The organism is Calothrix sp. CBUCES-K 9914 (assembly GCF_059640475.1).
Genome location: NZ_JBXXZH010000166.1, coordinates 1 through 21,411 on the forward strand (window position 1 = coordinate 1; position 21,411 = coordinate 21,411).

A 21,411-nucleotide genomic window follows, 5' to 3' on the forward strand; every position below is an offset into this window, starting at 1 on the left:
GAACTGCGAATTGCGAATTGGAGGTGACGTAGTAGGTTTTAGCTTAACTTGACGCTAATGGCATCCCTGCCCGTTCAGCAATGTTGATGATGTTCAGAATTTTCAATAGTCAAGTAGTAATTTTAGAAGAGGACGGGCAAGGATGCCCGTTCCACAAGAGTTTATTGTTCCACAAGAGTTGATTATTGTGGGTAAATCAGGATTTTGTAGGTTTCTGGGGTTGGTTTAACAGCTTGTTCGACAGCTTGTGATAAATCTTGGAGTGGGAAACGGTCGCTAATCAAGGCTTTTACATCGATGCGACGGTTGAATACAATATCTGCTGATAGACTTTGAACTTTAAACGACGAACTGTAGCTGCCCATCAAATCTATTTCTCGACGGTAGAGAATATTTGGGTTGATAGGAATTTCTACTTCATCAGGAAATTCAGCGAAGAATAATATTTTGCCTCCTTTGCGTGTACAGTCTAAAGCTTGAAAAAATGCTTTATCACTGGGTACTGCAAGCAAAGTCACATCTACACCCATACCGTTAGTTAGCGCGCGGATTTTTTCTGGTAAATTGCCGGAGCGCGCGTCAAAAGCAGCTTCGGCGCCTACTTGTTTTGCTTTTTCTATCCGCGAAGGAATTAAATCTGTAGTAATAGCTTTGGCGCCAAAGTACTTGACCAACATCACAAACATTAACCCAATTGGTCCGGCGCCTGTTATTAATACAGTTTGCCCAGGTTGAATATTTGCCTTTTTCACCGCTTTGAGACAGCAGTTCGTTGGTTCAACAAAACTAGCTTCTTCAAAAGTAATATCATCGGGGATAGGTATTAAACCGCCATTTTGAACAATATGCCCAGGTACTTTTACATACTCAGCAAAACCACCACCACTTGGCGCAAACCCTGCTGTTGTGACAATATTTTTATAAGTGTCGCACATCGAATAGTTTTCATTGAGACAATAATCGCAGCGCATACACGGTATATGGTGCATTACTGCAACTCGTTGTCCAACCTGCCATTTTTTAACATCGCTTCCCACTGCTGCAATAACACCTGCTGTTTCGTGACCGAAAACGCGCGGGGGTTCATATAAAGGATAAAGAATTTTCTTAATATCTGATTGGCATAACCCAACAACCCTTACCTGTACCAACACCTCCGAAGGTTCTAGAGATGGAACAGGAATTTCCTCATAGGAGAGATTTTTGACACCACGGAATACTTGTGCTTTCACTTAACTTTCTCACTTTTTATATTGTATGGTGGGCAATGCCCACCTTACTATTTACCACATAGAATACAGACGATGAGTCGAATTATTGTTACTACACTAGGAACTTTGGGAGACCTTCATCCTATGATTGCTGTTGCCTTAGAATTGCGGCAACGTGGTCATTATGTAGTATTTGTAACACACAAAGAATATCAATCTAAACTCGAAGCATTAAAATTTGAGTTCCATCGAATGCGTCCTGACTTTACTGCCCTTAACGACCCAGAAGAAATGGCACGAATGATGGACATGAAAACAGGACAAGAATATATGGTTCGACAGTGGGTTAATCCAAATTTACGTGCGATGTATACAGACCTGCTCAACGTTGCACAAGGAGCAGATTTTATATTTTCAGGTGAAGGTGTAACTGCAACTCCACTAGTAGCAGAAAAATTTAAAATGAGATGGGCATCAAGTGCAATGGTTCCCATGTCGTTTTTCTCAGCTTACGACCCACCTATTTTGGCGCCATTTCCTGCATTGGCAAACTTATACAAGTTCAGTCCAACTTTTAACAAAAGCATTATCAATTTTGCAAAACGGGTAAGTAATCCTTGGGCAAAACCAGTTCGTCAACTTCGTCATGAACTCGGATTATCTCCACTCAAAGGAAATCCTTATATTGATTGCAAATTTTCACCTTATCTTGTTATCGCGCTGTTTTCCTCGGTGTTAGGACAACCTCAACCAGACTGGGCGCCAAATACAGTAGTTGCAGGCTTTACCTATTATGATGCAATTCAAAGCGCAGAACTTCCAGAAGGAATAAAGCAATTTTTAGATGCAGGTGAGGCGCCAATAATTTTCACCCTCGGTTCCGCAGCAGTAATGGACGCAGGCAACTTTTACCAAGAAAGCATCGAAGCAGCAAAACTAATCAACCGTCGCGCAATCTTATTAATTGGTAAAAACTCCCCTCCACAAAACCTTTCAAAAAATATTATTGCCGTCAACTACATACCATACTCCCAAATTTTTCCTAACGCTAGTTGCATAGTGCATCAAGGTGGAATTGGAACAACAGCCCAAGCACTAAGAGCAGGGTGCCCAACCTTAATTATGCCTTATAGCCACGACCAACCAGACAACGCCGCGCGAGTCGAACGTTTAGGAACATCCCGTACAATTAAACGTAATCAATATTCGGCGCCGCAAGTTGCTTCTTCATTACAAAAATTATTAGATAATCCAAGCTATGCACAAAAAGCAACAGAAATCGCGCGTATTCTCCAAGCAGAAAATGCTGTAGCTGTTGCGTGTGATGCAATTGAAAAACAGCTTTGAAAAATTGCAACCGACCCATAATCATCTCTCATTGTCATGAGTCGTGTACGAAGCATCTCTCAACTGTCATGAGTCGTGAACGAAGCATCTTAAAATTTTAATGTTTGTTTAAAAGTAAAGTTCTAACTTATTATCAGTATAATATAAAGATAAATACTCTTTAAATGGACGAGCAGTTAAGATTGCCACCAGACAAACCACTTGGTGAACTAATTTGGGTTGCTGGGGGTGAACTTGATGAGTCTTGCTATTCTCTAAGATTTATCGGCGATGACCTCAACCCCGATTGTATTACAGAAGTACTTGGTATTCAGCCTACTCACTCGTGTCATAAGGGTGATATTCGTCGCGGTAAAGTTCACGACATAATTGAAAAAACAGGTTCATGGCGCCATTCAACTAAAAGAAATGCGGAAATAGATATTGAAGAGCAAATTAACCAGTTATTTGATAAATTACCAACATCTTTAGATGTGTGGATAAATTTAACAAATCAATTTTATGCCGATTTATTTTGTGGTGTATTTTTGAAAAGATGGAATCGTGGACTTAGTTTTTCTGCTCAAACTTTAACGCGAATCTCAGAACGTGGTTTACTGCTTAATTTAGATATTTACTATGAAGGAGATGACGAAGAGTAAAAGCGAACTTTTTTAGCAAATTTAATTAAATTAGCACCATCTTCCTTACTTAACAAATCGAGTAATTCAGTCAGGTTAATCGACCGTTTAGTATACTGATTACACTGTTGACTTAGTACTTGAAGTATTTCTTCGGGGTATTCGTCAAACAGGTCACAAAAGCTATTTTCATTACCTGTTCAAGATTAGTAGCTTTCTGGATAGACATTTTTCCTTTCTGCACAAGATTTCGCATCGCTTCATCTAAAATTTTTTGTGACCAACGAAGTTCATATAGTTCAGCTTCAGCCACAGATAGTAAAGTGTCACGCAGGTACATAGGAAACAATACACAGGCATCTAAGATAACAACGACCATATTAATATTTACTGCTGTAGCTACTCGTCTTCGTACAAGCCTGCTTTTTCTGTCATCTCAATTAGTTTTCGCAACATTTGACTACGGTTTTGGTCGCGCTTTTCTTTATACTGATTTAAATCATCAAATTGTATTCGTTTTTGCGTTCCAATTGATATATGAGGAATTTCTCCTTGTTCTAATAACTTAACTAGATAAGGATGTGAAACGTTAAGAAAATCCGCTGCTTGTTGAGTATTGAATTTGCTATTTTGAGAAACAATATGTATTATCTGATCTGATTTGACTGCTTGCAAGACTTCAAGTATAAGTTGATACTCAGATTGTGAAATAGATGTTTCTTCGCCGTTGCTGTCTACTAGTTTTGCCTTGAAATCTTCAATACTTGGCTTGCGCTCTACTTGTTTAATAGAACGAGGATTGAGCTTACTTATCTTATTTGACTCTAAATGCATAGCTACAAATTTTTTCTATGGTATATACAATATTACATTAACGCAATATCCGAAAAAAATTAGCTTTATTCCCTTTTGAGGCGGAACGAACACTTCTAATCAACACTTTCGTCATCATAAAAACCCTCTTATTGAAGAAACTGGGTAAATTTTTTCATTCCTTCCCGTCGTTTTTTACGTCTTTCTTCTTTTTCCAAAAAACTAGTAAACATATCTTTATCCATTAAACCATTTTCATCTAATATCTTACGTACAGCGACTAGATGCATAGTTCTTACATTTGCTTGTTGCTCATAACCGGGCAAAACAATCAACGTACCAAGTAGTGAATACTCATAAACCTTGTGTAAGCCAGTTGTCGGTACTTCCACAAAACCGATACTCAATAACACTTGCTCCAGTTCTGCAAACTTAACATCTTTAACTATCATGACGAATTACCCTCGAAATTTCTTCTTTAAAATAAGCCTCGTTTCCTTCTATAACAAAACGCGCGCTTCTAACCAATACCTTCTTTATTGGTAAAAACCCAAGTCTTGACTTTCCTGAATTAGCTCCGAAATTAATTGGCGCCGCTGTTTATCCGTTTCTTCCTTATATTTCATCAAATCCAATAAATTTACCCGCCGCCTATAAAGTCGGTGCGTAACAGCACTTGCGGAATGCGTTTGATTTCAGGTTGGGTCACCCGACTATACTGGTGCGTAACAGCACTTTATTTTTGCGTTTGCCTTCAGGTTAATTCATGCTGTTACGCACCCTACCAGATAATAAAATAATGTTAGATTTGTATTTCGATGGTTTTATTTGGACTCGTGGGGCTTTTTATGACACTACCTGAAAGCTGGCGCCAAAACTTTCAGAGTACCAAGCAGTTAGTTAATGACAGGGTTAACTCGCTAACTGATGCTGCACAGCAATCTAGAGACCAAGCGGTAAATACAGTGAGAAGCGGTATTGATAATCTCAAAGAATCGCTGCATAAAACTTTGCAGTCTGCTGAAAATATCCAGCAGTCAACATCAACGGCGATTCAAAATTCGATGAATTCTTCGGTCAATGATTGGTTAGTGCAACATCCTGCTGTTTACAAGTTGGTGCAGTTACTGGGGTGGGCAGCAAATCATCCAATTTGGAGTATTATTCTTGGTTTAGTATTTATTGCTTTTGCTTGGAGCATAATCCGCGCGGTTGTTCGCTTGATTGAAACGGCAAGTTTGTCTATATTAAAAACCCCATTACGATTAATTTGGATGTTAATTAGTTATAGTGGACAAAAATTAGGTAAATATACAGCTTTTGGGTGGAATAAGTTAACGAGTAATAATGCTGTTAAAGAGGCGCCTATTATTAATGTGAGCGATACAACTACAGTAAATACAAAACCGGAAAGATTAGCAGAAATATCAGTACGGTTAGCCGAAATACAAAGCGAGCAAATAGCACTGTTAGCAGAGGCTGCGGAATTATTAAAATTAGATAAGAATCATGTTGAATTATATCAGCGTCTCGATAGAAATCACAATATCGTCTGATTCGCGCTTGTGCTTAAACCAAGCCTTTCTTCTTTCTTCCTTTGTGTCCTTTGTGCCTTTGTGGTTTTTTCTACTAAGTCTTCACTGCTACGCGCGGATTTGACGGCAACATCGCCTCAAAAACCCGAAAACCTTACCTTAAAGGTAGATATCAAATACAGATATCTCAATATACTCTAGAGCCGGAGTAACAATATTAAAAAACTAAACCCAAAAATTACTATGAGTATAGAGCATAAAATATCACCAGCATTCGACCCATTTCTCGCTGGACTCGATGAAGATGACAAGCGTGATGCGATTGTAATCTACGAGGCGCCACAAACAGAAGGATTACCAAAACGCGGGCGCCTGCGTGAGGTTCACAGTAGATTAGAAAAGTCTCAGCAGCGAGCTAGTATTCAAAAAGCGCTACAAGAAGAAATATTCGACCATTATCAAGAAGCAAGTCGCGACTTAGGATATAGTAATGACCCATTGGAAATTTCGCTAATTGGTTCAGGCACATTACCAGTAGCAACAGTCGAAGTTACCCACAAAACCTTAGAAGCACTTGCCGAACAACCTCATGTAGTAGCAGTTTTACCAAATCAAAGTATTCACCTAATTCAACCACGTCGGGTAGAATACGCTGATTTGGTAACTCAAGATAAGAGTGAAAGCACAACATGGGGACTTAATAGTCTACACATTCCCAAGCTATGGGAAACAAGCAAAGGTGAAAACGTAAATGTAGCGGTTCTAGATACTGGAGTATACGCAGCACATCCAGCACTGAACAACCGCGTCAAAGATTTTGTTGTTATCGACCCACTCGGACGACGCATTACCGCTTCACCTCCATTTGATAGCGGTCAACATGGTACTCATGTTTGTGGAACTATTGCTGGTGGGAAAACCGATAAAGGCCTTTCCATAGGTGTGGCGCCTCATGCTAACCTATTAGTAGCAGGTGTACTAATTGGTAACACTACTTTACGAACTTTGCTCGAAGGTATCTCTTGGGCTATTGAAACAGGCGCCGATATTATAAATATGTCGCTTGGCATGAGCTACTACGAACCTTTATTTACCGAAGTTCTCGATATATTAATCAACCAATACGGCATTTTACCCGTTGTCGCAGTTGGGAATGAGAATCACGGAAATACTAGTTCACCTGGTAACTCATATAATGCCTTTTCAGTAGGTGCCGTAGAGAAGTTATCCAATAATAAACATGACGTAGCGTTTTTCAGCAGTGGAGCAAGTTTAGTATTTCCCGACCAAGAAGATGCGGGTAGATTGGTTACAAAACCGGATGTTGTTGCGCCAGGAACTCAGATATACTCTTGTATACCACCTACTAGAACTCCCGAAGGAACCTACGCTTACAATTACATGGATGGAACCTCAATGGCTACTCCTCACGTTGCTGGGGTTGCAGCTTTACTGATGGCAGCCAATCCAAGAGCATCTGTAATCGATATTATAAGGGTACTGAAGGAAACAGCTAAACATCCAGCAGGTGGTACTCGTCGTCCAGATAATCGCTGGGGATGGGGATTAATACAACCTCTGGAAGCTAACTCCGCTCTAAAGTAAGAGCCGCCAGGGGATTGCATCATCTATTATATGTATCAGCGTAACCCTTTTAATCACAAAATTAGCGTCGATTTTGCAAATCGCTTAAGTAATTTGCAACCGCAGCAGAAAGTTAGGGTCATTGTTTTTCTCCATATAGATAAAGGGAAAAACTGTGGCGCCCGTCAATCTCCTGCGGAGCGCAAAGCTGCGATTGAGGCAATACGCAACTCGGCTAAACTAGCGTTTGAATATATTCTTAATATTATTAAAGATTTTGGCGGACAACCTTTAACCGAAAACCCAGGAGCATTAGGTCAAATTCCAATTGAAATTTGTGCTGCTGGTGTCAACGCGCTAGCAGAGTCAGACATGGTAAAAGCTGTCCTAGAAGACCAAACTATAGTACCAAGTGATGGAACCGAAAGTAATAACTACCCGTAGGTTGGGTGTACGCTCCGCAAACCCAACACATATTAATCATAACTGTATATAACTATAACTCTATACAACTATTTTGATATATCTACACCCTAGAAGGGTGCGGCTATACGAACAAAGCCTGCCTACGCAGGCTAAAAATTATTATTTTTCGTGTTAATGATAAACATTTATGTTTAATGAACGTGATTGTAGAGACGTGATTAATCACGTCTCTACGTGCGGCAATAAATACTTGTATTGATAAGTAAAGCTAATTACTTAGGTAAGAATTACATTACTGACCCTAAGAAGTATTGTAACAGTTTGTAAAGTGCGTTAATATATTGTTACAGACGTAAAAAAAGTCTGATACATACATTGTTTTAACCGCACTTATATAACCATGACAGCAACTTTACAACGCCGCGAAAGCGCTAACGTATGGGAGCAGTTCTGCCGCTGGATAGCTTCTACAGAAAACCGCCTTTACATTGGTTGGTTTGGTGTATTAATGATTCCAACTCTTTTGGCAGCAACTACATGTTTCATCATCGCATTTGTAGCAGCACCTCCAGTTGACATCGACGGTATCCGCGAACCAGTAGCTGGTTCTTTGATGTACGGAAACAATATTATTTCCGGCGCCGTTGTTCCTTCTTCCAACGCAATTGGTTTACACTTCTACCCAATTTGGGAAGCAGCTTCTTTAGATGAGTGGCTTTACAACGGTGGTCCTTACCAGTTGGTAGTGTTCCACTTCCTCATCGGCGTATTTTGCTACATGGGTCGTGAGTGGGAACTTTCTTACCGCTTGGGAATGCGTCCTTGGATTTGCGTAGCATACAGTGCGCCTGTAGCAGCAGCAACCGCAGTATTCTTGATTTACCCAATTGGTCAAGGTTCTTTCTCTGACGGTATGCCCTTGGGTATCTCTGGTACATTCAACTTCATGTTGGTGTTCCAAGCAGAACATAATATATTGATGCACCCCTTCCACCAATTAGGTGTAGCTGGTGTATTCGGTGGTTCGTTGTTCAGTGCAATGCACGGTTCACTCGTTACTTCTTCCTTGGTTCGTGAAACAACCGAAACCGAGAGCCAAAACTACGGTTACAAGTTTGGTCAAGAAGAAGAAACCTACAACATTGTTGCAGCACACGGTTACTTCGGTCGCTTGATATTCCAATACGCTTCGTTCAACAACAGCCGTTCTTTACACTTCTTCTTGGCTGCATGGCCAGTAGTTGGAATCTGGTTTACCTCTTTAGGTATCTCGACGATGGCTTTCAACTTGAACGGTTTCAACTTCAACCAATCAGTAATTGACAGCCAAGGTCGTGTTATCAACACATGGGCAGACATCATCAACCGTGCGAACTTAGGTATGGAAGTAATGCACGAGCGCAATGCTCACAACTTCCCTCTAGACTTAGCTAGTGGCGAAGTAGCACCTGTAGCATTATCGGCGCCTGCTATTAACGGTTAATAGCGACTTGATCAGCTTGAATAAATAAACAAGAAGCGCTCCTAATAGTTAGGGGCGCTTTTTGCATGGGGTTAAGCTTGACGGGTGTATTTACATTTGTTTTTATCTTTTTTTACAATTTTATTGTCATATCAGGCACCTGCAGCTTGTACGGCGCCTAAAACCCGCAAAGATTGGAGTGTCGCCGAATTTAAACCAGAAACACCATTAATATTCATTCCTTCGTATGGTCTGGGAATTCTTAAAGTTTTTATACACACTTGAGCGCGAATATCCCAGAGTTTTATAGTTTCATCCTCGCCACAGCTAAATAAAACATTTAATTGTGGACTATAACAAACCGACCAAATACGGTCAGTATGACCTGTTAATACTTTAAAGCATCCTGTTTGAGTATCCCATAATCTAATAATGTGGTCATCACTAGCGCTAACAAGTATTTCTGGTGTGTTTCCAGATGGAGGAATAAAAGTGAGCGAGCGGATTTCTCCACTATGTCCCTTAAACAGTTGTAAGCATTGCTGCGTTTCCACATCCCACAGTCTGATACTAAAATCATCGCTGCTACTGGCAATGAGTTTACCATTCTCATTAAAAGTAATAGCTCGAATACGATGGGTGTGTCCTTCTAAACTAGCTACACATTCTCTAGTACGAATATCCCAAAAGTTGATAGTTCGACCAGTTCCAGCTGTCGCCAAAATTTCGGCATTCGGATGAGATGCTATTGCCCACATCCATTCTGTTTCTAAATTTCCTAAAATTTGAGAGTCACCAGTCCGCGCGTCCCATAGTAAAACTTTATGGTCATCACCAGCACTAATCAAGGTATTATTATCTTTATTAAACATGACCGACCATATCCAATCTGTATGACGGCGCCAAGTTGAGAGACATCTTCCTGTATTTACGTCCCAAAGTTTTATTGTGCGGTCGTGACTAGCGCTTGCTAATAATTTACCATCTGGACTAAAAGTTACGTAGCGAACTCTGCCAGTATGTCCCGATAAAGTTTGATAACATTCACCCGTTGCCGCATTCCACAACCTGACATTACCATCATCGCTACCACTAGCAAGACAAATAAATTGTTCATCGTGTAGAGACGCGATTTGTGGAGACGCGATTAATCGCGTCTCTACACTCCAAATCCGATTACTATAACCTTGAAAAGTTTTAATTGGCTCACCAGTTTGAGTATCCCATAACCTCACTAACTGGTCATCACTCCCTACAGCAATGATGTTTCTATCAGGACTATAAGCTATAGAACGAATACGATGATGGGGTTCATGTAAAGTCATTCGCGGTTCCCCATTTTCCAAATTCCAAAGTTGAATTTTATCTGTACCGCAATTTATCACCGTTTTGCCATCAGGACTAAATTTTACAGCCCAAATGGCGCCTGTTGGTGCAGTTTTCACACTTTGTAAACATTGACCAGACTTTACGTCCCAAATTTTGATACTTTGATTATCGCTGCTTCCCACCAAGGTTTTACCATCTGGACTAAAAGCTAAAGAACGAACGCGCGTTGAACTAGAGTCAAACGTTTTCAAACATTTATTAGTCCAGACATTCCATAATTTTATTGATGATGCGCTACCAGTCGCCAAAGTTCTACCATCTTTACTAAACGCAACAGACCAAACCTCTGTATCTGGTTCATGAAAAGTGTAAACGCTAACTCCTAAATCAAGACTCCAAATTTTTGCAGTGCGGTCACTACTTGCACTAATCACAAATCGCTTACCCAAGACAAAATACACCGACCATACCCAATCAGTATGTCCGCGAAATATTTTTAAACATTTTGCACTATCACTATCCCAAATCTTTACAGTGCGGTCATTACCACAACTAGCTATTAGCTTACCATCAGGACTAAAAGCCACACATCGAATCCAATCATCATGAGCTTGACATGCGAGGATTTGTGTACCATTAGCTACATTCCAAAGACGAATGTATCCATCCATTCCCCCTGTAGCTAGTAACTTTTGGTCGGGACTGAATGTAACGCTAAATATACTACCTAAAGTTTGGGAAAAAACAGTTTTATTAAAACTGCAATCGCTAAAATTTACTTGTGATAATTCCACCCCCTGTAAATAAGCTTGGGAAATAGGAAGACGAGAAAAATCGTAACCACTCAAATTGACTTGCAGTTGGGTTAATAGATTAATCAAGTTTCCCCCCGCATATCCCACAGTAACTTCTAATTCTTCTTCTCTTAATTTCTCAACAATGCGACGAAATTTATATTCTAAAACTTTTTTAGTTTGATTTTTACATAAATACCCCACAACAGGCTTTAATAGCACCTGAGTTTGATTTTTCCGGATATAATCTGGTGCATCCGCTTTAATAATTGCATGAGTTCTCAATAAATTTAACTTGCAACTTTCCAACTCATTAATTACTTTGTCAATAAAAACCTCACTTACATACTCCATCACCACATTTTGCAGCGTCAAACCTTCATTGGTAAATTCAATTAAACAGCGACCTAACAAAGAATCTAAACTAGAGCGAATTTGGCGTTGTGATAAACCCAACACATCCTCAACTAAATCACTTTCTGACACAGGTTGACGATTAATTGCTAACCAATACATTAAAGATTGCTCTGGTTTCGACAACCTTTGAAACTGTTGTGTCAATAAATCATCAATATCATCAAAAATAATCGTTCCAGAATTTAGAAAAGCCCTGACACTACCATTAAAACGTTTTTTAATCGTTGCTGGAACAATTTGTAAAGCTAATGGATTACCGTGATAAATCCTTATCAATTCTTCAATATCATCTGGTGAACCACTTATACCCCTCGTAGTTAAAATTTCTGTTGCTGACTGTAACCCTTCTAACTCCCAAACTCGCACGGGTGAACTTTGCCCCGCTAACCTTCGCACTTCCTTAAACTGTTCGCGACTAGTTAAAATCAAGCAACTTTGATGTTGAGATTCCCCAACTCGTCTAAATAACTCACCATAACCTTCATACCCCTCACGATAGCAACCCGTAGAAGACCCACCTTGCAAAACTGACTCCCCATTATCGAGTATCAGCAAACAACGAGAAGTTTGTAAATAATGAATAACTCGTGTGATTTTCTCCCCTAAACTTTCTGGTAGATTAATTTCTTGCTGCTGCGAAAGAAACCAAACTACATCTTTGATGATTTTTTCTACCGTTGGCGCCTCTCGTAAACTGCGCCAAATAATATAGTCAAATTCTTCGCTTACTTCTTGGGCTAATTTTACCGCCAAAGCAGTTTTACCCACTCCACCCATTGCCAAAATTGTCACCAAACGACATTTATCGTTAATTAGCCATTGTTTTAACTGGTGTCGCTCTATACTTCTATCGTAGAAAATTGATACATCAGGCGCCGCGTCCCAATCATGTTTTACACGGGATTTATTGGGGGGCATCGTACCTTTAACTTCATCCCCAGTATCAACAACCTCCTCCCAGTTTAGTTCAAGAACTTGACAAAAAGCTTTGAAATACAAAGGTTTAACAGGCGTACCCTGTAAAAAGCGCTTCCAAGTACCAATCGAAACTGCTACTACTGGATACTCCCAACTTTTGGCTGGTTCCAGAATTTGGCTCGCTTTCTCTAGCCATTGCGGGTCATCTATGGCCAATTCCTTTGTCTCGCGCGCTTCCTTAATTTCTTTCAGTCCTGATGGTGACGCTTTTAAGCTCCGCATAATTACTAATATTTGGTTGTATTGTCAAGTACATTTACCTATGACTACAAAGTGAGATGCAACTGATCCGGAATTGTGCTAGTGCTTCTACGTAAATTTATGGAAAATAGTAAGTGAAAAGGATACAGACTATTTTGGAGATCGTTGGAATTAAATAAAGTTGAATGTTTTGGCTCAAAAAAACATAGTATAAAGTTAAATTACTCCATGAAAAAATTTCAAATTGCTATTCCATTTTTAACAATTATCTTTTTTTTATTGGGATTATGTGTATTTCTTTTTCAGACGAATCAAATAAGTCAACGAGCATTAGAATGTTCAACTTATGTTCATACCGGAACTGATTTAACAGGAAAAGGTAAAAATAATTGTACAAATCCAGAACTCATTCCTTAAATACCTTCTAATCATTGAAGCAGCAGTAAAAATTTAACAGCTACTCAACCAACTATCCCAAACCTAACTAATTATAACCACAACGACCAAAAAAATAGTGGTAATAAGCACATGAAGGTAAAGTCCAATGCTATACACGAGAGGAAAAATATGATGAATCAAGAAATTTTGAATTCTTTAGTTAGTCAGTTAGAACAGAAAAAACAATCTTTTTTACAAAAACTTACTGCTGATATTGAAAGACATATTTCTAGTCAAAGCACAGAAAAATGTTTAGGTTTACGAGTAACATCTGTTTCAGGGAACGGAGTTGAAACGGTATGGTATCCTGCATGGAATCCAGATGAGCTTGTCCCCTATGTGCAAAGACTTATTTCTTTTTTACTCAAGAAAAATTATCAAGAAAACGGAAAAAATTATAAAGTTGATTCTGTGTTGACTAATGAAATTGTTGAAATTATATCTCAGAAATATGCTAATTTTTATGAACAAAATCAATCTCTGATTTCAGATCATATAATTTTGTATATTGTCTCTGAAAAACAAATTGCTAATTGCTTATTTGAGACAATTGTGAAAAATAACTCTGCGACAAAGTTTGCCTCAGATCAAATCCAAAAAAATCTTAAAGATTTTCTTTTACATAGCCTGAATATAAACCTACAAGAAATTTCTAGTAATTTAAGCCACAGTGCTATGGCAATAATTCAAAAAGCAATATCTAGTCCAATTGTTACATCTATTGCTTCAAAGCTTTCATTAATAATAGGAAAAGTGGCTGCAACATCGATAGCTAAAACAATAGGCACAATTTTAATTAAGAAAATAACAATTTATATTTCACATTACATCGGTATTGTAACCGCCAAAATGATGGCAATTCCTGCAATTAAAGCTTTTATAACAAAATTTGTAATTGCTGCCGTTGCAGCTGGTTTCGTCAAAATGATTGCTGTAAGCACTGGGGCAAGTATAGGTACAATATTGACTTTTATATTAGTACCTGTTTTGATTGGTTTAATTATTAAAGAATGGGTAGACTTACCCAAGAAATTAGCTAAGGAAATTTCTACATCTCTTAATAGTGAACTAGGAAGTAATTTTTCCAAAACTAATAATCAACTTATTTCAGGATTATTTGAGCAATTTATTGGAGATCAAGGTAAAACCCTTGGTTTATCTATTGCACAAGATGCAGAATTAACAAAGCAACTGTCTACATTAGTGCCTATGATTGGAAAATTAATTAATTAATGAGAAGAGATTTTTTAGCAGCAATGCATATAGCTTTAATATAAAATTTCAAATTTATAAGGAATAGCAACATGTCAAAACCAACTTCATTTAATCACACAAACAGTGAATTAACCATGATGAATCGCGTTGTCACAGGTCTGAGATGGGGATTATTATGGGCTAGTATTTTGTCAGTTATACTTTTTATGGCACTACCAGTTTTCAGCTTAAAGATGGTTATTGCTATCAGCATGATTACTATAATATGCATCACATTTGGTATTTATCGGCATTGGGGTGCAGTGCGTCAACCTTGTCCTAATTGTGAAACTGTTTTCATAGCAATGCCTCAAGGTAGTCGTTGCCCTAACTGTGGTCAGCGAGTACACGTTGAAAAAGGACAGATGGTTAAAGTTGCTTAATTCAAAGCCATCACTTATTATAGTCATGCCGAAAATCAATATAGCTCTGCTATACAAATCGCAAATCAACAAAATATTGCACATGATTTTTATCTATTTAAGTTAAGCTATAATATTGGTAATAAAGGTGTAGTTTACTATTATCTAGAAGATTATAAAAATTGTAAAATAACGCATCATAAAGCGTATACAATATATCCTTATAATCCTTATCCACCTATGAATTTAGCACAGCTTGCAGCGCGAGATAAAAATCGCCAGCATCTGCTTTATTGGTTAGGAATAGCAATGCCTTTAATTAGAGATTATCCTCCTTTTATTCAACAAGGACATCTAATCTCAACTATGCTTAATGATTTAGATTTTGATGAATACAAAGATGATGTTTTAGGTTTACTGTTCAACCACGGAAAACTTAATTCTATAGACTATCAACGACATTTAAAAAGTTGGGTGCAAAAATCAAACCTCAAACCTCAAGTAGCTAACTTTTCACAGCAAAATTTTTATGCTGAGGTTACAGGTGTAGCGAGTAATGTTGAGGGAAATTTTATATATAAGCCACAAGGCATCTAATATTATTAGGAGATTGAAATATCATGTCAGATAATTCTAAAAACTTTTCTCAGACTTTTCATGGTGCTGTAACAAATGCTGTTGCTAATGTGGAAGGTGATTTTAACGTTAACCAAGTAAAAAATAGTTTACCAGAAGCAGCAGCAGAAATTCAACGGCTACTCGACCAGCTATCCCAAACCTACCCTACCACCACAACTGCTGAGAAAATGACGGTAGCAAGTGCAGCAATTGAACATATCGACAAGAATCATACCCTAAGCGCGCGCATACTCAGCGCTTTAAAAACTGGAGGCATTCAAGCATTAGGACAAATGCTCAATCACCCCGCAGCAACTTTTGCCATTACTGCTTTGGAAGATTGGAAAATTAGTCCTTCCCCAACATGAACTAAAATATCAAACTCGGCGCCATTAAGACATACCTTACCCAAGTTAAGCACAATGGTTATGGTTTGCATTCTGGAAATATTTAAATAGATAGGGTGGGATTTGGCACCTGCCCTTGTATTGTAATGGAACTTAGCTCATCGTAAGGTTTAACCTCGTTTTGCCCAACTGCAAACCAAGCAATTGTTGTGCCATCAGAGCGAGAGAACTCAACCTCGTAAGCTTCTGAGCCATACACTTCTAAGATAGTTCCGATTGCTCCAATAGAAACACCTCTATCTTGATAGCGGTCTGTAATAAGTTGAATAACTGAATATTCTTCTAATATCATATAGGAGTTACGTTGGATATTATCATTATTCGGCAAATCCAGAAAATGGAGTAGCCAATTTTAGTATACCATCTAGACCTAAAATCCATCCGGTGTATAGACGCTTACCCCGAACCTCAATAACTATAGTACACCTCTGTCCATATTGGTCTTTCTCACCAACAATATAATCACGAAGAATAAATTTTGCTTGAGCTTGACTAATGTAAGTTGACAAAAGCTCTTGTGCGTCCTCATCACTATTAGCGCGAAACCCTAAAAGATTAATAAATATTTTATCTTTGCCAGATTTATGATTGGGTACTAAAACATATTCTGAAAACTTTCTGGGGTCGCCAGTAACAAGTTTTGCTTCCCATTCCGATAATTGTTCTTGACTATTAATTTCTTCAAAATTGTTCATATTTTAAAAATAAAAAGCTATTATTCACAGGCTATTAGGATGTTACACCTAACCAGTGCCTTTCTAATAAAATGTTTGAAAAGTTATATTTAATATGCAATTTTAGTTTCAATTTTTCCAAACCTCTAAGATATTTGAAGATTTTTTAGGACTATATTCTAATTTAGAATTCGACATTATTTAAAAATTTTCTAAAAGTTATTTCAAGTATATCTTGGTATTGTTAATGACGTTAAATGTGCATTTTAAGTATTTATATTGGCTATATATCGAAATTTTATTTTTTAAGTTAGTATATAAAGTGACCGTCTTCGCGTAGAATCGAGGTTAAGAAGTGTATTGTCTATTGTACTAAGGCGTCCATAATTTAACCTACATTAGCTAGTAATTTGTGTAAAAAGTTTTGGAGAGTTCTCTTCTTACCTCTTTCTTTGTGTGCTTTGTGTCTTTGTGGTTAAATTCTCTTCTCTCCGTGTACTCTGTGTCTCTTTGGTAAAAAATACATGTCACTGCACAGGCGAGACGCCTATGCTACAACTCACCAAAACTTTTGTAATTTTCCTTTTCCCTAAAAATTTGTAAAACGATTTGGTGATAACTGGTTAATAACTTCATCTTCTTGTCCTGACACCCAGTTAGCAAACCGCGCGGCAAGTGGAGGTATATATACAAGTGGGTTACTAAAACCTGAGAATATATATATATTGTTGTGTTCAGGAACGGCGCCAACCAAAGGCAAACTATCTTTACTAAAAGCGACTAAACAACGGCGCCAAGTTGCGGGCACTTTATACAAACACGGTAAAATACGACCAATACTATCACGTAACCACTTTTCACTAACAAAAGCATCAACTTTCGCATCTGGGTCAGTTAGCGTTCGACTAATTTGACCAATACGCAAACTGCCATCTAAAAATTGCACTACACCTGTATCTAATATTGCAGCCTCCGGTTCATTCCCAGGATGGCGCCAAATTTCATCATCTTTACCAGCTTTAGCTTCAAACCCAAAGCGTTGTAACACTGCTGGCATTACTAATGTGCTGAGTTTGACATCAACTGGCGCCGTTTCCAAAATTTCTGCATGGGTAAAATATTGCTGCACGAAAATACCAGACTTATTAAGCAACTGCCTAGTAATACCTCCAGCACAAATAGCAAGGTTTTTATACTCTACCCCCAAAGATTCAATATCAAGAACTTTGGTAATTTGAATTTTTCCACCCAAGTTTAGAAAAGCTTGAATGTAAGCTTGTGCTGTGTTCTCTGGTTGAATATGACCGTGTTTGACTGTTAAGGCGCCGCTGAGAGCATTTTTATTTAATAATGGTTCTAATTCACATACAGCTTCGACAGAAAGTAACTGCGGTGGAGTTTGAAAGCGAGAATAAGATTCAGCAATTACGTTGGGGTCTGAGTCAGCTTCGATAGTTAAGAGTAAATCAACTTCGCGATACTCGATATTATTGCCTAACTCATGCACTAACTCAGAATAACGCTGTTTGCCTTCATTACATAATTGACGTGTTAATGAACTAGTACCAGACCAAAACGCTAAACCACCATAACTGTAACGGGTAGCATTGTCAGGTACTGCATTTTGTTCTAATAAAAGAACCGAAAAGCCTTTTTTGACAAGTTCATATGCAAGTGCTGCACCCGTAAAGCCGGCGCCAACCACTATCCAGTCGTAAGTCATAATAAAGTAATTATAATAACATTCCTCTGTAATAAAAATTATAATGTCAGAACCAAATCAACCTAAAAAGTATGATATCGTTTTAGGAAATCAAACTATAGCTCCTGTCTCCGCTGTCGTTCTGGGAGGATTAGAAGGAGTTAAACAACGATTATCAACTGAGGTTATTGAGCATAAAATTGTAACTTTACCATTAGCTTTAAACTATGGAGAAGAAGGTTTAGCGCTCGTAATAGAAGCATTAAATGACCAAGCAGACCAAGTGAAAGAATTGGCTTATACTCTATTAAAGGACATAAAGGGATTAAGAGTTAAAGTTGCATTGCGCGAGTATATTAAACGATGGTATTCGATTCGTTATGATGGATTATATAAAACTAATAATATTTATGATAATAAAACAGGATTAGATTACTGTAAATATTTAAGGTTTTATGCAGATGGAATAGTCTTAACTACGTCTACAGACGCTAGTCCTGAACAAGTCGCAAAATGGTTGTGTAAAAACAACGCTAAAAACATCGACACCTACAAAGTTTTCAACAAAGATATAAAATTTTCAACTTATAAGTTTTATTGTGAAACAAACTATTGGGGGAATATTCATATGCATGGCAACATAATTTCTCTTAATCAATACGATAAGTATCATTTTGTTAGCTTATTACTTGATTAGAAAATTTAGATTGCAAATCCCCCCAACCCCCCTTATTAAGGGGGGCTAAGATTATTGTTTCTTTTCTTGTTACCCCCTTGTTAAGGGGGGTTAGCGGGGATCAAAATCAACCTTAATAATTTCTTGTTTTAGCTTTATTAGGTAACATCCCAACAGCAATAGTCGTTACAAGCAAAATTAATGGAACTAGCATTGAATGTTCTGGAACTTTGACTTTTGATTTGGTTTGTCGAAGTGCAATTAAGGTTAAATTTGTTTTATTTGTAAATGAACGTTGCAGTTTTCCTTGAATTATTGCACTCGCTGTCTCTTGACTGGCGCCAAACGTTGTTTGTTTATTCTCGTTTGTAAATGAGACTCCTTGACTACGCTCATAGTTAAGATAATCTTGTCCAAAAGTATTTACATTAGCGTTGAGTGTAAAATAATCAAGAGGTTTATATTTGAAATAATCTTCAAGATTAGCTTGTGGAATATTGGCTGCATCAAATAAATAGAATGATATATCGCTCTTTGCGTTAGCTCTTTCACTCAACGGGTCATCTATTTCTGTTTTAAGATTTAGATTTGCACTAAAATCAAACGAAAATAACTGACCTGCGTCAATATCAAAGTTTCCAAGAACGTGCGCTTGTGTTTCTGCGGTTCCTTCATAATCTCGATTTTCACCAAAAGCAAGACTAAATGCTGAAGCATTAATTTCTAAGGGTGATGCTGTAGAATTATTGAATGCGTTATTTTGGGCGCCAAATATACCTCCATTTGTCTCACCAGATATATTAGCTTGATTCACAAGTTCGATAGTTCCGGTATTGCTAAAATTATTCAGTTCAATTTCAGCTTGTGAAAACGCCAAGGTTGCTGCGTTTGTAGGTATAGTCGTTAATACTGAAGTTGTTATAGACGGTAGTATTAACAACCAATGGCGCCTTTGTAAAGTTAATTTAAAATTTAGCATTGCTTATATAAATAACTATTATTAAGCAATACTTCCAATTAAGATAGCTTGATTTCGGAAAAATTCTTAGTACGTAGATTGTAAGCGTGTTAAAAGATACTCTTTTGCTGAAATTGGTGAATATATTGGTGATTCATTCATACAACTTGGTAAGCAAGTTATTAGAGTATCATCGTTGGGGTGACAGAAAAACGCTATCGAGTAACGCGACTGGTTGAAGTTATCTGGAATTACTACGCGATGTTTGGTTGAGCAAAATTTGTTATTTGTCCAGCGTTGCATTAAATCACCTGTGTTGACTACTACTGTACCAGGTATTGCAGGCGCCTTTATCCAGTTACCACATGCGGTTTGAATTTCCAAACCGTTTATTCCATCATGTTGAAACAATAGTGTAATGCTACCGTAGTCTGAGTGTTCTCCAGCGTGCGTTTGTTCTGGTAATAATGGTGTTTGTATTGGTGGATAGTGTAGTAATCTTAAGGTATGGTGATTTTGGTTGTGGTTGTTTGCAAAAAAATCTACTGGTAATTCCAGCGCGCGGGCAAATGCTTCTAAAATTTTGTTTGCTAAGTTAGTAGATGCTTGGAAAAATTCTACAATATAAGGATGTTGTGTTTGAGTGGTGATATTAAATGCTTCTTTTAAATCACCTGGTTTATTTGGGTTGAGTCGTTCGCGTTCTATACCGACATAACCTTGATTTGTAAATTCGTCACTCCATGCTGATTTTTGCTTAATTTCTAAGGGTTGGTTAAAGAATTGTTTACTGGTGTTGAATACTTGTTCAATTAAGTCTTGGGATATATCAAAATTTTTTATATACATAAATCCGACTTCGGTGCAAGCTTGGTAGATTTGTTTTATTGTCTCGTTATCGCTTGCAATGTTGGAAAAGTCTATAATTGGTATTTGTGACATGTTTAATTAATGAACCGCAAAGGACGCAAAGGGCGCAAAGGAAAAGTTAGAGATGTTAAAGATTATTTTAGCGGATATTAAGGAAGATATAAATGATATTAGAGAGTTGTTTTATGGTAATTTATGTGAAGTTCAGCCCATTTTTGAACGTGAGTTAAATGTTAGTTTTGATGTGGACGAGTATTTAGAGAATGATATTGCAAACCTCTCTCAGTTTACGGCGCCTTCATGTGGTTTATTTATTGCCAAATTTGATGGTCATAATGCAGGTTGTGCAGGGTTTAGACGAAATAATCAAAGTACTGCCGAAGTTAAAAGGATGTACGTGAAACCAGAATATCGTAAACAAGGAATTGGACGCGCGTTACTGCAAGCAATAATTAGTGAAGCAACCAAACTAGGTTATGCAAAAATTCGTTTAGACACTGTTTTATTCGCTAAAGAAGCACAAAAACTATATCGTTCGTTTGGTTTTCAAGAAATTGCACCATATCCAGAAAGCGATATTCCTAAAGATTTACACTCAAAATGGATTTTCATGGAACTGAGCAACACATAAAGGACTTCCAAATAAAAAAATATCCACTCATTTCTTGTGGGATGGGCGTCCTCGCCATTGGTGTCAAGTTAAGGTTGGCGCCCATACGTCAACGATAGGTTTTG

23 protein-coding genes are annotated in these 21,411 nt (G+C 37.8%); 12 read left to right on the top strand and 11 right to left on the bottom strand.

Annotation, left to right across the window (positions count from 1 at the left end):
* Positions 1-182: 182 nt before the first annotated feature.
* On the bottom strand, positions 183-1,232 hold the full coding sequence (locus AC2JBO_RS29340; protein ID WP_496957159.1) for a zinc-dependent dehydrogenase: 1,050 nt from the start codon (positions 1,230-1,232) through the stop codon (positions 183-185).
* A gap of 72 nt (positions 1,233-1,304) precedes the next feature.
* Between AC2JBO_RS29340 and AC2JBO_RS29345 the strand changes: the two genes are divergently transcribed.
* Together AC2JBO_RS29345 and AC2JBO_RS29350 are read left to right on the top strand one after the other, a co-directional pair.
* Complete coding sequence (locus AC2JBO_RS29345; RefSeq protein ID WP_496957160.1) at positions 1,305-2,558, top strand: glycosyltransferase; 1,254 nt, start codon at positions 1,305-1,307, stop codon at positions 2,556-2,558.
* A gap of 164 nt (positions 2,559-2,722) precedes the next feature.
* Entirely contained in the window at positions 2,723-3,199 is a 477-nt protein-coding gene (locus AC2JBO_RS29350; protein ID WP_496957161.1) for a DUF4279 domain-containing protein, read from the top strand.
* On the opposite strand, the gene AC2JBO_RS29355 is transcribed toward AC2JBO_RS29350, so the two are convergent.
* From AC2JBO_RS29355 to AC2JBO_RS29370, 4 genes are all read right to left on the bottom strand, one after another.
* The gene (locus AC2JBO_RS29355; protein WP_496957180.1) at positions 3,175-3,351 is read right to left on the bottom strand and encodes a hypothetical protein; all 177 of its coding nucleotides are present in this window, start codon (positions 3,349-3,351) and stop codon (positions 3,175-3,177) included. The two genes, AC2JBO_RS29350 and AC2JBO_RS29355, sit on opposite strands and share 25 nt — an antisense overlap.
* Positions 3,312-3,557: a hypothetical protein gene (locus AC2JBO_RS29360; protein ID WP_496957162.1), complete on the bottom strand. Its 246-nt coding sequence runs from the start codon at positions 3,555-3,557 to the stop codon at positions 3,312-3,314. The genes AC2JBO_RS29355 and AC2JBO_RS29360 overlap by 40 nt, the downstream gene beginning before the upstream one ends.
* A gap of 20 nt (positions 3,558-3,577) precedes the next feature.
* Entirely contained in the window at positions 3,578-4,012 is a 435-nt protein-coding gene (locus AC2JBO_RS29365; protein WP_496957163.1) for an excisionase family DNA-binding protein, read from the bottom strand.
* Positions 4,013-4,140: 128 nt separating this feature from the next.
* On the bottom strand, positions 4,141-4,443 hold the full coding sequence (locus AC2JBO_RS29370) for a type II toxin-antitoxin system HicA family toxin (RefSeq protein WP_496957164.1): 303 nt from the start codon (positions 4,441-4,443) through the stop codon (positions 4,141-4,143).
* A 396-nt stretch (positions 4,444-4,839) separates the two neighbouring features.
* Here AC2JBO_RS29370 and AC2JBO_RS29375 point away from each other — a divergent pair, with 396 nt between their 5' ends.
* The 4 genes from AC2JBO_RS29375 to psbA all read left to right on the top strand — a co-directional run bounded on the left by AC2JBO_RS29375 (position 4,840) and on the right by psbA (position 9,019).
* Positions 4,840-5,547 carry a hypothetical protein gene (locus AC2JBO_RS29375; RefSeq protein WP_496957165.1) on the top strand — a complete coding sequence of 236 codons (708 nt, stop codon included), beginning with the start codon at positions 4,840-4,842 and terminating at the stop codon, positions 5,545-5,547.
* A 222-nt stretch (positions 5,548-5,769) separates the two neighbouring features.
* Positions 5,770-7,131, top strand: a complete 1,362-nt coding sequence (locus tag AC2JBO_RS29380; protein WP_496957166.1) for a S8 family serine peptidase — start codon at positions 5,770-5,772, stop codon at positions 7,129-7,131.
* A 30-nt stretch (positions 7,132-7,161) separates the two neighbouring features.
* Positions 7,162-7,554, top strand: a complete 393-nt coding sequence (locus tag AC2JBO_RS29385) for a hypothetical protein (protein WP_496957167.1) — start codon at positions 7,162-7,164, stop codon at positions 7,552-7,554.
* Positions 7,555-7,936: 382 nt separating this feature from the next.
* The gene (gene psbA / locus AC2JBO_RS29390; RefSeq protein WP_496957168.1) at positions 7,937-9,019 is read left to right on the top strand and encodes a photosystem II q(b) protein; all 1,083 of its coding nucleotides are present in this window, start codon (positions 7,937-7,939) and stop codon (positions 9,017-9,019) included.
* 131 nt (positions 9,020-9,150) lie between these two features.
* On the opposite strand, the gene AC2JBO_RS29395 is transcribed toward psbA, so the two are convergent.
* Positions 9,151-12,738, bottom strand: coding sequence for a WD40 repeat domain-containing protein (locus AC2JBO_RS29395; protein ID WP_496957169.1), 3,588 nt, complete (start codon positions 12,736-12,738; stop codon positions 9,151-9,153).
* Positions 12,739-13,284: 546 nt separating this feature from the next.
* Here AC2JBO_RS29395 and AC2JBO_RS29400 point away from each other — a divergent pair.
* The 4 genes from AC2JBO_RS29400 (at position 13,285) to AC2JBO_RS29415 (ending at position 15,757) form a co-directional block, all read left to right on the top strand.
* Positions 13,285-14,388, top strand: coding sequence for a hypothetical protein (locus AC2JBO_RS29400; RefSeq protein WP_496957170.1), 1,104 nt, complete (start codon positions 13,285-13,287; stop codon positions 14,386-14,388).
* A gap of 71 nt (positions 14,389-14,459) precedes the next feature.
* On the top strand, positions 14,460-14,792 hold the full coding sequence (locus AC2JBO_RS29405) for a hypothetical protein (RefSeq protein ID WP_496957171.1): 333 nt from the start codon (positions 14,460-14,462) through the stop codon (positions 14,790-14,792).
* Between the two features lie 219 nt (positions 14,793-15,011).
* Positions 15,012-15,368 (top strand): hypothetical protein, encoded by a 357-nt coding sequence (locus AC2JBO_RS29410; protein WP_496957172.1) that lies wholly within the window; start codon positions 15,012-15,014, stop codon positions 15,366-15,368.
* Positions 15,369-15,391: 23 nt separating this feature from the next.
* The gene (locus AC2JBO_RS29415; RefSeq protein WP_496957173.1) at positions 15,392-15,757 is read left to right on the top strand and encodes a hypothetical protein; all 366 of its coding nucleotides are present in this window, start codon (positions 15,392-15,394) and stop codon (positions 15,755-15,757) included.
* 82 nt (positions 15,758-15,839) lie between these two features.
* Here AC2JBO_RS29415 and AC2JBO_RS29420 read toward each other — a convergent pair whose 3' ends face one another.
* The 3 genes from AC2JBO_RS29420 to AC2JBO_RS29430 form a co-directional block, all read right to left on the bottom strand.
* Positions 15,840-16,088 carry a DUF4926 domain-containing protein gene (locus AC2JBO_RS29420; RefSeq protein ID WP_496957174.1) on the bottom strand — a complete coding sequence of 83 codons (249 nt, stop codon included), beginning with the start codon at positions 16,086-16,088 and terminating at the stop codon, positions 15,840-15,842.
* Positions 16,089-16,113: 25 nt separating this feature from the next.
* The gene (locus tag AC2JBO_RS29425) at positions 16,114-16,491 is read right to left on the bottom strand and encodes a DUF6883 domain-containing protein (RefSeq protein ID WP_496957175.1); all 378 of its coding nucleotides are present in this window, start codon (positions 16,489-16,491) and stop codon (positions 16,114-16,116) included.
* A 568-nt stretch (positions 16,492-17,059) separates the two neighbouring features.
* Complete coding sequence (locus tag AC2JBO_RS29430) at positions 17,060-18,196, bottom strand: NAD(P)/FAD-dependent oxidoreductase (RefSeq protein WP_496957181.1); 1,137 nt, start codon at positions 18,194-18,196, stop codon at positions 17,060-17,062.
* Positions 18,197-18,236: 40 nt separating this feature from the next.
* Here AC2JBO_RS29430 and AC2JBO_RS29435 point away from each other — a divergent pair, with 40 nt between their 5' ends.
* A complete protein-coding gene (locus tag AC2JBO_RS29435; protein WP_496957176.1) occupies positions 18,237-18,869 on the top strand; it encodes a hypothetical protein in 633 nt (210 codons plus the stop codon).
* Between the two features lie 112 nt (positions 18,870-18,981).
* On the opposite strand, the gene AC2JBO_RS29440 is transcribed toward AC2JBO_RS29435, so the two are convergent.
* Positions 18,982-19,827, bottom strand: coding sequence for a hypothetical protein (locus tag AC2JBO_RS29440; protein ID WP_496957177.1), 846 nt, complete (start codon positions 19,825-19,827; stop codon positions 18,982-18,984).
* 66 nt (positions 19,828-19,893) lie between these two features.
* Entirely contained in the window at positions 19,894-20,748 is an 855-nt protein-coding gene (locus tag AC2JBO_RS29445) for an isopenicillin N synthase family dioxygenase (RefSeq protein WP_496957178.1), read from the bottom strand.
* Positions 20,749-20,800: 52 nt separating this feature from the next.
* Here AC2JBO_RS29445 and AC2JBO_RS29450 point away from each other — a divergent pair, with 52 nt between their 5' ends.
* Complete coding sequence (locus AC2JBO_RS29450) at positions 20,801-21,307, top strand: GNAT family N-acetyltransferase (protein ID WP_496957179.1); 507 nt, start codon at positions 20,801-20,803, stop codon at positions 21,305-21,307.
* Positions 21,308-21,411: the final 104 nt, after the last annotated feature.

Coding starts and splice junctions, on each gene's coding strand:
- AC2JBO_RS29425 (WP_496957175.1), bottom strand. CDS start 16,491: ATGAACAATTTTGAAGAAATTAATAGTCAAGAACAATTATCGGAATGG.
- AC2JBO_RS29365 (WP_496957163.1), bottom strand. CDS start 4,012: ATGCATTTAGAGTCAAATAAGATAAGTAAGCTCAATCCTCGTTCTATT.
- AC2JBO_RS29400 (WP_496957170.1), top strand. CDS start 13,285: ATGATGAATCAAGAAATTTTGAATTCTTTAGTTAGTCAGTTAGAACAG.
- AC2JBO_RS29450 (WP_496957179.1), top strand. CDS start 20,801: ATGTTAAAGATTATTTTAGCGGATATTAAGGAAGATATAAATGATATT.
- AC2JBO_RS29375 (WP_496957165.1), top strand. CDS start 4,840: ATGACACTACCTGAAAGCTGGCGCCAAAACTTTCAGAGTACCAAGCAG.
- AC2JBO_RS29345 (WP_496957160.1), top strand. CDS start 1,305: ATGAGTCGAATTATTGTTACTACACTAGGAACTTTGGGAGACCTTCAT.
- AC2JBO_RS29420 (WP_496957174.1), bottom strand. CDS start 16,088: ATGATATTAGAAGAATATTCAGTTATTCAACTTATTACAGACCGCTAT.
- AC2JBO_RS29380 (WP_496957166.1), top strand. CDS start 5,770: ATGAGTATAGAGCATAAAATATCACCAGCATTCGACCCATTTCTCGCT.
- psbA (WP_496957168.1), top strand. CDS start 7,937: ATGACAGCAACTTTACAACGCCGCGAAAGCGCTAACGTATGGGAGCAG.
- AC2JBO_RS29415 (WP_496957173.1), top strand. CDS start 15,392: ATGTCAGATAATTCTAAAAACTTTTCTCAGACTTTTCATGGTGCTGTA.
- AC2JBO_RS29385 (WP_496957167.1), top strand. CDS start 7,162: ATGTATCAGCGTAACCCTTTTAATCACAAAATTAGCGTCGATTTTGCA.
- AC2JBO_RS29350 (WP_496957161.1), top strand. CDS start 2,723: ATGGACGAGCAGTTAAGATTGCCACCAGACAAACCACTTGGTGAACTA.
- AC2JBO_RS29445 (WP_496957178.1), bottom strand. CDS start 20,748: ATGTCACAAATACCAATTATAGACTTTTCCAACATTGCAAGCGATAAC.
- AC2JBO_RS29410 (WP_496957172.1), top strand. CDS start 15,012: ATGAATTTAGCACAGCTTGCAGCGCGAGATAAAAATCGCCAGCATCTG.
- AC2JBO_RS29440 (WP_496957177.1), bottom strand. CDS start 19,827: ATGCTAAATTTTAAATTAACTTTACAAAGGCGCCATTGGTTGTTAATA.
- AC2JBO_RS29370 (WP_496957164.1), bottom strand. CDS start 4,443: ATGATAGTTAAAGATGTTAAGTTTGCAGAACTGGAGCAAGTGTTATTG.
- AC2JBO_RS29405 (WP_496957171.1), top strand. CDS start 14,460: ATGTCAAAACCAACTTCATTTAATCACACAAACAGTGAATTAACCATG.
- AC2JBO_RS29360 (WP_496957162.1), bottom strand. CDS start 3,557: ATGGTCGTTGTTATCTTAGATGCCTGTGTATTGTTTCCTATGTACCTG.
- AC2JBO_RS29395 (WP_496957169.1), bottom strand. CDS start 12,738: ATGCGGAGCTTAAAAGCGTCACCATCAGGACTGAAAGAAATTAAGGAA.
- AC2JBO_RS29435 (WP_496957176.1), top strand. CDS start 18,237: ATGTCAGAACCAAATCAACCTAAAAAGTATGATATCGTTTTAGGAAAT.